Source organism: Sphaerospermopsis sp. LEGE 00249 (assembly GCF_014299995.1).
GTDB lineage: Bacteria > Cyanobacteriota > Cyanobacteriia > Cyanobacteriales > Nostocaceae > Sphaerospermopsis > Sphaerospermopsis kisseleviana.
Map to the genome: position 1 here is coordinate 25,000 of NZ_JACJUZ010000057.1, position 9,603 is coordinate 34,602.

Here is a 9,603-nt window from a genome sequence, read left to right on the forward strand (position 1 = left end):
CTCATAATAGTATCACCTTGTCTTTGTCACAGTCTAATTTTCTGGTTACTCCCCGGGTATCCAATACGGCAGAAGCATGACTAACCAAGTTATGGTAATCAATATCACTGTGATCAGTGGTAATAATTACCAGCTCGTAACTTGCCAAGGTGTCATTATTTAATGGTACAGAATTAAATTTTTGTCCCTGAATATAAATTTCGGGAACAAAGGAGTCGTGATAAGCAATTTCTACTCCATCTTCTAACAATTGAGTCATCACATGAATAGCAGGAGATTCTCGCCAGTCGCCCAAGTCTTTTTTATACGCCACACCAAGAATCAATACCTTAGCCCTGCTAGGCGCTACCCCTAATTTATTTAACACCCTACAGGTTTTTTCTCTGACAAACTCCGGCATTTTGCGGTTGATTTCCCCTGCCAAAGCAATAAAATGGGTATCAAAGTTAAATTCCTTCGCCTTCCATTCTAAATAGTGCGGGTCAATGGGGATACAGTGTCCACCTACCCCTGGACCAGGATAAAAGGGCATAATCCCAAAGGGTTTAGTATTGGCGGCATCTAATACTTCCCAGACATCTATACCCATGCGATCGCACAATAAAGCCAGTTCATTCACTAAGGCAATATTCACAGCGCGGAAAGTATTTTCAAACACTTTGACTAACTCTGCTGCTTTAGCACTATTTACCGGCACAACATGGTCAATGGTTTGCTCATAAAACAACTTAGCGACTGTCAGAGAATTAGGGTCAGAAGCTCCAACAACTTTATTAGTATTCTTGGTGGTATAGCGTTTATTACCAGGGTCTACCCTTTCTGGTGAATGGGCGAGAAAGAAGTCTACTCCTTGTCTAAGTCCTGTCTCCTCTAACAACGGGCGCATAATTTCATCAGTTGTTCCGGGATAAGTCGTAGATTCTAAAGTAACTAATTGCCCCGGTCTCAACCATTTAGCAATGCCTTTAGTGACACCTTCCACATAGCTTAAGTCTGGTGTGAGGTTTTTTGTTAAGGGTGTGGGAACACAAATTACTAGTACATCTATTTCTGGTACAACACCAAATCCTGTGACTGCTTTGAGTTTCCCATCACTAACTACTTGTTTGAGGTCATCATCTTTGACATCACTAATATAATTATCAGCATTATTTACTCTTTCGGATCTCACAGGATTTTGCTCAATACCAATCACCTGAAATCCCACCTTTGCTTTTTCCACTGCAAAAGGTAAGCCTACATAACCCAGTCCAATAACACCGATAACGGCTTTGCGGTTGATTATTTTCTCTTTCAATTCGTGCAAAATTGTCATGTTAAATTTTTGTATTAGCAATAATCTGGATAAAAACGGCATCAGTACAGCAGGTCATAAAATCTGAGTTGAAAAGACATCTCTACAAAGATTAGTCGATCGCCCATAAACATTTTCCATGTTTCAGAAAGCGGATGTAACTTAACCCTTAAGTTCTAACGCTCTGCTGCTATTGATAAATTAAATTGACAAATCACACAAAAATCCTTAACCCTCTTCCTAGTCGGTTAAAAACCGACTTCAGCTTTTAGCCAGGGAATTCATTCCCCGGCTTCCTGGTTTTTGTGTTTAGTGGAGGTTAATTTAACTTCAGTTTGTTGTTCTGATCCTGAAATTGTGGTTCTCAGTCCCGTATGTTTATTCTATGTAATCTCAGATTTAAATCATACGTAATGGCGATCGCCCTAGCACTGTTGCACTAAGCCGATCGCCCCTTGGTACAGTCAACCGTCAACCGTCATCAGTCAAGAAAGGCTTTCCAACCAAGTCTGTAACTGTTCCACATCCCTAAAGTCTAATAATTCTTCTGCTAAACTTTCCAGTTGCTCTACTGGTAGCATCTGAATTTGCTGTTTGAGTGTATCATCCAAGGTTCCTAAGCGACGCTGTAACAGACGTATAACTAATTGGGTTTCCCCTTCAAGTCGTCCCTGTTGTAATCCCTGTTGTAATCCCTGTTTTCCCCCTGCTGTAATCCCTCTTTCAATATTTCCTCATACCAGGGTGATTCTCTTAATACTGTCATGTCCCACCTCATGATTTGTTGAACTAAGGGAATATCCAATACAAAACTAGCAAAAAATGATAATAACGGTTCTAACTCTTGCAGTTGCTCATCCTGTCTTAACTCTCTCACCGCTTGGCGTAATTTCTCTTCCCTATTTCCACCCTGCAAAATTGGTACAAATTCTCACCAATAAACCGCGATCGCCACTCACTCCGGCTAGGGGCTGAATTCATTTGGTAATAATTTAATTACAAACTCTAGCACTGTCGCAGCCATCTGCAAGGCTTCTTCAGCTTCATACCTTTCCGGCTCAATTATGTCCCCTGGGTAGCGAAATTCGGTGGCGTAAGGTGTTAGAGTGTCCGCCATATCTTCCAAATCCTGAAAATGTGGTTCAAAAACTGAACACATCTCTACTAAAACACCCAGATCATGGGTTTTCTTAAATACTAAATCTTGATGTGTCAAATAAGCTTTTAATGCTTTCTCGGCACTCTGTTGACAATGATAAACAACAGCATCTAATAATGATACTTCATTTTCAATGAGTATGCGGGCAACCTTAATATCTCGCTGACTTTTAATTATCCACTGCCTAACCTCCTCATCATTAGGACTATCCATAAAGGATTTTACCTTGACTGAGTGCCTGACTAACTAATGAACTTGCTACGGTGGACTTTCTTTCTACTTCTGCACGGGTCATAACCAGAATATCTTTTGGTATACCAATCCCATGGAGGGCTTTATATGCTTGACGCGCCCGACGATAGCGGGGTTCATTGGAATCGGAGATAATCACTAACAAATCAACATCACTATCTTCCGTAGGTTCACCATAAGCATAGGAACCAAATAAAATTACCTGTTCTGGATTCAGGGCAGAAACTAGCCGTTGGGTAATATCATCCAATAACTCGCCTGTTATTATTTTTGCAGGTATATTCTCTGTATTCATACAGTCTCTCATACAAAACTAGCAAAAAATGACAATAACGGTTCTAACTCTTGCAGTTGCTCATCCTGTCTTAACTCTCTCACCGCTTGGCGTAATTTCTCTTCCCTATTTCCACCCTGCAAAATTGGCACAAATGGCAATAGGGTTGATATCTTATGCTCAAATACCAGTGTAAAACGATCGCTTTAGTTATAATACACATGGTTGAGCGATCGCCTGTTAACATTCCTTAGCCTAGCTCTATCTCGTGCGGGTTAATCCCTAAACTCCGTAGGTGAGCCGCCAGACGTTCTGCCCGTTGGCGTTCCTGTTCTGCCCGTTGGCGTTCTTGTGCTACTTGTTGCTGGGCTAATTCTGCCCGTTGGCGTTCCTGTTCTGCCCGTTGGCGTTCCTGTTCTACTTGTTGCTGGGCTAATTCTGCCCGTTGGCGTTCGTTTTCTGCCTGTTGGCGTTCCTGTTCTACTTGTTGCTGGGCTAATTCTGCCCGTTGGCGTTCTTGTTCTACAGGTGTAGGAATCCAATTCCCCTCCCCGTCATACCACCGCAACCAGCGGCGATGTACCCCTTGATAAATCCCCTCCCATAGTCCTAAACCTAACTCGGCTTCTTTGAGCCATATTCCCACCCCTTGGGGGCTTAACTCTTGATATTCATTCACTACTAACCCAAAGGCTTGTAACTCATCTGTGTAGCGATTAAATACTATGTAATAGGGAATCCTTAACATCCTTTCATACACCGTCCACTTATTAGGCGGTTGGTTCACTTCCCTGAAACTGCGCCCTAGGTCTTCTTTTTCTGTCCCTGGTGAGAGTAATTCGACTACCACAAAGGGGTAAATTCCCTCCTGCCATGTTACATAACTTAACCTTAAATCTTGGCCATCATAGAGCCTGGATACTCCCAAGACAGCAAACCAATCTGGACGTTTATACCATTGGGGGTGTCGGGAGTCATAATATAAATTTAGGTCACTGGCTGTGAATACCTGATCTTCTTTATAGGTGGGAGGGCGAAAGGTCAGCCGCAGTAACTCTGGTTGTAGTAAGTGAAATTCGTCCGGCAAACCAGGCTCCTCTGGGTCTTCGCTCGGTAAGTCATACATGGTGGGTAGAACTTCCCGGGGTGATAAAGGCGGTGAATATTGATACATATAAGAAAATTGTAATATCCCAGTTTGGATAATGCTCACGCATTTTTATGGATTCATAGCTCTCTTCAAGCTGTCCTACTTAAGTGTTTTCTCCACTGAGAGGATACCGTTATGTGGGCTTTCTTACTTCTCAGACATCCTCTGAGTTATTGATTATCTTGTAACCATTTTTCTAAATCTGACATATTTGTAAAATCTAATAAAGCTTCTCCTAAAGATTCTAATTCAGGAATAGAGAGCGATCGCACTTTAAATTCTAAATCTTCTGATATGTTTCCACAACGGCGGTTTAACAGGCGAATAGCGAGATTAGCTTCTCATTTTTGTACACCACGTTTCTCGCCACGTTTCTCGTGGATTTGCAAAACCTCTTGATAAAAACGAGTTGGAGTCACATCAGCTTCTCTCAGATTAAGCATTTTTTGAATCTCCTCTATGGAGAATTTAGTGTTAGGCAATGATCAATGATCCATGTTTTTAATGGGCAACGCCACGTGAACATCGGGGACGACACGAATATCGGGACGACCTTCAACTGGATACCACAGCAGATGTCCTGCCACAAAAATGGTCTCGTCATTGGCAAAGAGGGACTCGATATTGTCTTTAATCTAAAACCTTGATGAAACCTTCATCAAACCTTTACTAGCTTTAATAATATTGGCTCTACTAGAGTGGTTATGGTAAAATAATATAAATAAACCGGATAGCGGACGATAATGTTATACTAATTAACAGTCTGAAGTGATTATCACAAAAGAGTCTTGGAATTAATTAAGATTAAGAAAGTTCAAAAAGATTGAAATAAAAATTAGTGATTTAATAAATATGCCATCTAATCCATATTACGAAAGTTATTAATCTTGAAGATATCAAGGTTGTTAATTATGATTTTATTACTGATGATGAAATAGTTATAGAAATCGAAAATAAGCAAAAAGAGGGAAAATGTCCTCACTGTGAAAATACAACCGATAAAATTCATCAAAATGATTGGTATACAGTCAGAGATATACCCCTGAGTGATTATCAAGTATTGTTAAAAGTAAATCGTCGGCAATTGAGATGTACAAAATGTCAGAAGGTCTTCAGTGAGGAACTGTCTTTTATAAAAACTAGAAGAACCTATACAAAAAGACTAGCGATGAAAGTAATTAAGGAAGTATTAGAGACTAATGTAGAGAGTGCAGCTAGAAGAAATAGAATGACAGCATCCGAGGTAGAAACATTATTAAGAGAACAAGAAGTTGATTTACTCAAAGAAAAACCCGGCTCTCCTAGACTAGATATGACCATTTAACACTTAATACTTGGTTAAGTTCATTATGTATCAAGAGATTCAATAAAATCAAAATCAATTTTTATTAAATCTATTGTTTTGGATTAGTGGAATCCTTGTATGATAATAGTTTTAGCCGTTATTTTTTATTAAATTACCATAACCACTCTAGGAGAGCCAAAAACCCAAGCAGTTAAAAAAGTTAAAAAAGTTAGGGATAGATGAAATAACCCAATTAAAAGGAGGGAAAAACTATGCAGCAGTATTAGTGGATCTAGAAACAAGAAAACCCATAACGTTGTTAGAGAAAAGAAATAAGGAGGTAATAGCGGAATACTTATCCAGTCTGGGTTCAGAGATATTAAACCAAATAGAAGAAGTCAGTATAGATTTATGGATACCCTATAAAAGTGTCATTCAAGAAATGATGCCAAATGCTCAAGTAGTGGCAGATAGATTTCATGTGATGAAACAAATCAATGAAGAGTTAGATGAACAGAGAAAGAAGGAAAAAAGAGCGGCAGGAAAAATCAAAAACAAGAAAGAAAGAGAAGAAAAATTAGCAGGATTGACTCATAGTAAATACCCTTTATTAAAGAAAAAGGAGAGTCTAAGTACCGAGGAAAAAGCTAAGATAAAATCAGTACAAAAAGTCGCGCCCTTCTTAGGAGATATGTATAGGATAAAAGAAGAAATTCGAGATATATTTGACAGTCAAATAACCAGTGATGAAGCCTTAGATAAATTTCTCGACTGGACAGGAATAGCTTATAAATATTTCCCCAAAAGTTGTCGAACGATAAGTAGATGGATAGATGAGATTCTTGCCTATTTTGATAACCGAACTACTCAAGGAGTTGTAGAAGGAATTAATCAGAACATTAAGCTCATTAAAAGAAGAGCTTATGGCTTAACTAATTTTGATAATTTTAGAAGAAGGATTTTACTAAATTGGTATTTCTCCTACTAATTTATCATATTTAGTCTGGAAGAGCCATATTTATATTAACCTATTAACAGCAAACCCTGATTAGTTGTTATTAATCCAAAAATCTTTGATGTTGTTACCACCGACAACACGAGACTGCTTGAATGTGAACTCACTGACAGAAGGGTTACGATGGGGATCAATTACTCCTGTTGCCTGTTGCCAAAGTTCTGTTGGTGCTAATGATAAATGATATACAGATTCACGTTTACGGACGTGATACCATTTAGTTTCTTGGCAATCTTCACACCAAAACGCCTCTAACCACTCACCCTCTAAAGGAACTGCGGTTTTGGCTGCGATTAACATCAGAGCTTCTTTTCGTCTGATGCCTCTCTCCTGTAGTTGTCCAGGTCTCTCAGCAAATAAACTGTATTTCTGACTCATGCTATCCATGTAGCAGTTATGTACTGGACAACATATAGCTCTACGCTTAGAACGATTCCGATTTCGGTCACACCTTCTCTGCACTTCGGCCTCCTCAATTTTGATCGAAAAAGATCACCAGAAGGTTGCGGTGGAGGGACTGAGATCAATAAGACCATCAAAGCCCTGCTCCTCATTGAAAATTTCAGTTATTAAATTCTAAAAACTAAGTTTTGTAATCCTGTGGAACATTTTATCACATTTGTGCTGATTGAAGCATTTTAGGTTATAGACGACAAACTAAAATGTTGTAGCACACAAAAATATTGGCTGGCAATAATTGGCTGCGTAAAATTTGATTGCAAATATTTTCGAGATGCTTTGTTCATCAGTTCTGCTAATTTGCGATCGCTATTCAGCAGGCGAATAGATTTAGTTTGAGTCATACTATAACCATTTTCAACACTCACCCCACATTTACCATCGATCATCATTTTTCGCAAATAAGAATACTTAGAACAAATCACGGTTATCGGTCTGCCCGCTGCTAAAGCTGGGTGTAGTTTACTAGGTGCAACCAGGCTTTCCATCCCTGCTTCAACACTCACCAAAGACAGATTGCAAGCTGTAGATAATAAGGTAGCACTTTTTTTCTTAATAAAACAGAAACAGAAAATTTAGTTAGTCCTAAGTCATTTACCTCTTCCATGAAACTTTGTCGTTTTGCTCCAATACTAATGCAAACCAACTGAATCGGTTCGTCTCGCAATAGTTTAGCAGTTTCCAGAATGGTGTCCATATCGTGACACCGACCCATATTACCAGAATAGAGAACCGTGAATTTATTCACTAAATTATGTTCTTTCGCAAACCAGTTATTTTCCTTGGCATATTTAAAGGCTCTTAGGTTATTGGCATAGGATTTTTTCTTACCTGTCATATAACTTATCAGCATTGACCTCTTAACATCCAATCAATTTAAAATTGTTCCGGACAAAATAACTCAGTGAAATCACTTTTGTCACCCAAGAATAGATTAGCGAGTATCTTACATGATCTGAAACCCCATATTAGGATTTTCCAGGGTTGAGTTCAGTAATCTCTGTATTCCTTGTCTGTTCCCTGTTAAGAGTTCCCTGTTCCCTCTCCCAAATATAAAATTTATTTTGCAAGACTACTTATACACCATAATTTTGGTTATAGAGATGAGATATAGTCTAGATGATTAAGGTTTGCTGAACAAGTCTTATGGTAGAGACAGGCAAGAGGCAAGAGTTTGGTCTATTTGTTATCCCCAAATTTTCTGATTTATTGTCCCTCACTGACCACTGCCAACTTCCGACTTCAGAATTCGGATTCTTCAATTTCTTCTTATACTGATGTACTCCCTATAACTGAACGACGCAAATTGTCTAATGCTGTGCAAGCACTAAGGAGGCGAATAAAAGAGCGATTTTTCATAGTTCCAAATTTACACTCATAACTTGTCACCTCATTTCCAGGACCAGCCATACCAATATAGACTAAACCCACAGGTTTTGTAGCAGTTCCTCCACTAGGTCCAGCAATTCCAGTAATACTTAATCCCCAAGTAGTTTGGAGAAGATTTTTCACACCTGTAGCCATTTGTTCAGCTACTGTAGCACTCACAGCCCCAAACTGATCTAAATCGTCAGGGTTAACCCCCAATAATCTAACTTTCACGGTGTTGTCATAGGAAATTACCCCACCCCAAAAGTAATCAGAACTGCCAGGAATTTCTGTCAGTATTTGTCCCAATCCCCCACCGGTACAAGATTCTGCCACTGATAAAGTTTCCCCTGAAGATCGCAACAACTCACCAACAACAGAAGCTAAGGTATCATCATCAGCACCGTAATAATCTAAGCCCGCAATTTCCTTAAGTTGCTTTTCCACAGGTGCAATTAATTCCTCTGCTGCCTTTTCATCAGGCGCTTTGGCAGAAATTCGCAGCCTCACTTCTCCCTTGCCAGCGTAAGGTGCGACTGTTGGGTTAGGTAAATTCAAATAAGCAGATACTTTTTCTGCTAAGGCTGATTCACCAATCCCCCAAAATTTTAAACTGCGACTGTAAATAATTTCCTGACCCCAACCTTGACTTTTGAGAAAAGGTACTGCTGTATCTGTCCACATTCGGTGCATTTCACTAGGAACACCAGGGAAAGTCAAAATAGTTAATCCTGGACGAGGTTGCCAAATAATACCCGGTGCTGTTCCTGTGGGATTTGGTAAAATTTTCGCTCCTTGGGGAATTAAAGCTTGTTTGCGGTTGCTAGGAGACATTACCCGTCCCCTTTGGGCAAATTTCTGAGTTATATCTTCTAGGATTTCGGCACTTTCTACCAAGGGAACACCGAAAAAGTCCGCAATGGTTTCACCGGTGAGATCATCTGGTGTGGGTCCTAAACCACCGGTGAAAATCAGAATTTGCACTCTGGAAGCTGCAATTTCAATCACTTGTTTGAGTCTTTGGGGATTATCCCCGACTACAGTTTGATAGTAGTGAGGAATGCCTAACTGTGCTAACTGCTGGGCGATAAATTGAGCGTTGCTGTTGAGAATATCTCCTAGCAGTAATTCAGTACCAACACAAATAATTTCTGCACTCATGGGACTGGTGATTGGTGATTGGTGATTGGGAAAAATCTGCTATATAAAACCTAGACAAAACTAGACTTTACTTTCTACTTCAACGGGAGCATGGCAGCGGTTATCCCTCAGTAGACTTTCACGCCTTAGCCAGACGCGATAAATTAATTGCAGCGTTTAGATCCCTATCTATTTCAAAACCGCAGT

General features: G+C 39.6%; 12 protein-coding genes and 2 pseudogenes. 3 read left to right on the forward strand and 11 right to left on the reverse strand.

The window, feature by feature from the left end; translation table 11 throughout:
* Window position 1: 1 nt before the first annotated feature.
* Both H5968_RS18030 and H5968_RS26175 read right to left on the reverse strand, forming a co-directional pair.
* Window positions 2–1,315 carry a nucleotide sugar dehydrogenase gene (locus H5968_RS18030; protein WP_187041061.1) on the reverse strand — a complete coding sequence of 438 codons (1,314 nt, stop codon included), beginning with the start codon at window positions 1,313–1,315 and terminating at the stop codon, window positions 2–4.
* Window positions 1,316–1,779: 464 nt separating this feature from the next.
* Window positions 1,780–2,022, reverse strand: coding sequence for a DUF4351 domain-containing protein (locus H5968_RS26175; protein WP_370569786.1), 243 nt, complete (start codon window positions 2,020–2,022; stop codon window positions 1,780–1,782).
* 94 nt (window positions 2,023–2,116) lie between these two features.
* Between H5968_RS26175 and H5968_RS25205 the strand changes: the two genes are divergently transcribed.
* Window positions 2,117–2,269, forward strand: coding sequence for a hypothetical protein (locus tag H5968_RS25205; RefSeq protein WP_222620721.1), 153 nt, complete (start codon window positions 2,117–2,119; stop codon window positions 2,267–2,269).
* On the opposite strand, the gene H5968_RS18040 is transcribed toward H5968_RS25205, so the two are convergent.
* The 5 genes and pseudogenes from H5968_RS18040 to H5968_RS25210 form a co-directional block, all read right to left on the reverse strand.
* Window positions 2,259–2,666, reverse strand: a complete 408-nt coding sequence (locus H5968_RS18040) for a HEPN domain-containing protein (RefSeq protein ID WP_187041062.1) — start codon at window positions 2,664–2,666, stop codon at window positions 2,259–2,261. The genes H5968_RS25205 and H5968_RS18040 overlap by 11 nt on opposite strands.
* Window positions 2,659–3,000: a nucleotidyltransferase domain-containing protein gene (locus H5968_RS18045; protein WP_137667305.1), complete on the reverse strand. Its 342-nt coding sequence runs from the start codon at window positions 2,998–3,000 to the stop codon at window positions 2,659–2,661. The genes H5968_RS18040 and H5968_RS18045 overlap by 8 nt, the downstream gene beginning before the upstream one ends.
* Window positions 3,001–3,008: 8 nt before the next feature.
* A complete protein-coding gene (locus H5968_RS25815; RefSeq protein ID WP_255427176.1) occupies window positions 3,009–3,131 on the reverse strand; it encodes a hypothetical protein in 123 nt (40 codons plus the stop codon).
* Between the two features lie 98 nt (window positions 3,132–3,229).
* Window positions 3,230–4,153, reverse strand: a complete 924-nt coding sequence (locus tag H5968_RS18050) for a Uma2 family endonuclease (protein WP_187041063.1) — start codon at window positions 4,151–4,153, stop codon at window positions 3,230–3,232.
* 146 nt (window positions 4,154–4,299) lie between these two features.
* A pseudogene (locus tag H5968_RS25210) lies at window positions 4,300–4,458 on the reverse strand (DUF4351 domain-containing protein); the annotation flags it as partial.
* 617 nt (window positions 4,459–5,075) lie between these two features.
* Here H5968_RS25210 and H5968_RS26180 point away from each other — a divergent pair.
* Both H5968_RS26180 and H5968_RS18065 read left to right on the forward strand, forming a co-directional pair.
* Window positions 5,076–5,453, forward strand: coding sequence for a transposase family protein (locus H5968_RS26180; RefSeq protein WP_370569787.1), 378 nt, complete (start codon window positions 5,076–5,078; stop codon window positions 5,451–5,453).
* Window positions 5,454–5,628: 175 nt separating this feature from the next.
* Window positions 5,629–6,402, forward strand: a pseudogene (locus H5968_RS18065) (ISL3 family transposase); the annotation flags it as partial.
* A 60-nt stretch (window positions 6,403–6,462) separates the two neighbouring features.
* Here the strand turns inward: H5968_RS18065 and H5968_RS18070 are convergent.
* From H5968_RS18070 to H5968_RS18080, 4 genes are all read right to left on the reverse strand, one after another.
* Window positions 6,463–6,891, reverse strand: coding sequence for a hypothetical protein (locus H5968_RS18070; protein WP_187041064.1), 429 nt, complete (start codon window positions 6,889–6,891; stop codon window positions 6,463–6,465).
* A 176-nt stretch (window positions 6,892–7,067) separates the two neighbouring features.
* A complete protein-coding gene (locus tag H5968_RS26185) occupies window positions 7,068–7,394 on the reverse strand; it encodes a glycosyltransferase (protein ID WP_370569784.1) in 327 nt (108 codons plus the stop codon).
* Window positions 7,391–7,741, reverse strand: a complete 351-nt coding sequence (locus H5968_RS26190) for a hypothetical protein (protein WP_370569785.1) — start codon at window positions 7,739–7,741, stop codon at window positions 7,391–7,393. The genes H5968_RS26185 and H5968_RS26190 overlap by 4 nt, the downstream gene beginning before the upstream one ends.
* 416 nt (window positions 7,742–8,157) lie before the next feature.
* On the reverse strand, window positions 8,158–9,417 hold the full coding sequence (locus H5968_RS18080) for a competence/damage-inducible protein A (RefSeq protein WP_187041065.1): 1,260 nt from the start codon (window positions 9,415–9,417) through the stop codon (window positions 8,158–8,160).
* Window positions 9,418–9,603: the final 186 nt, after the last annotated feature.

What these genes read in the sequence shown, in the direction of transcription:
- H5968_RS18040 (WP_187041062.1), bottom strand. Translation starts at nt 2,666, where the DNA reads ATGGATAGTCCTAATGATGAGGAGGTTAGGCAGTGGATAATTAAAAGT.
- H5968_RS18030 (WP_187041061.1), bottom strand. Translation starts at nt 1,315, where the DNA reads ATGACAATTTTGCACGAATTGAAAGAGAAAATAATCAACCGCAAAGCC.
- H5968_RS18045 (WP_137667305.1), bottom strand. Translation starts at nt 3,000, where the DNA reads ATGAATACAGAGAATATACCTGCAAAAATAATAACAGGCGAGTTATTG.
- H5968_RS18050 (WP_187041063.1), bottom strand. Translation starts at nt 4,153, where the DNA reads ATGTATCAATATTCACCGCCTTTATCACCCCGGGAAGTTCTACCCACC.
- H5968_RS25205 (WP_222620721.1), top strand. Translation starts at nt 2,117, where the DNA reads ATGATAATAACGGTTCTAACTCTTGCAGTTGCTCATCCTGTCTTAACT.
- H5968_RS18080 (WP_187041065.1), bottom strand. Translation starts at nt 9,417, where the DNA reads ATGAGTGCAGAAATTATTTGTGTTGGTACTGAATTACTGCTAGGAGAT.
- H5968_RS26190 (WP_370569785.1), bottom strand. Translation starts at nt 7,741, where the DNA reads ATGCTGATAAGTTATATGACAGGTAAGAAAAAATCCTATGCCAATAAC.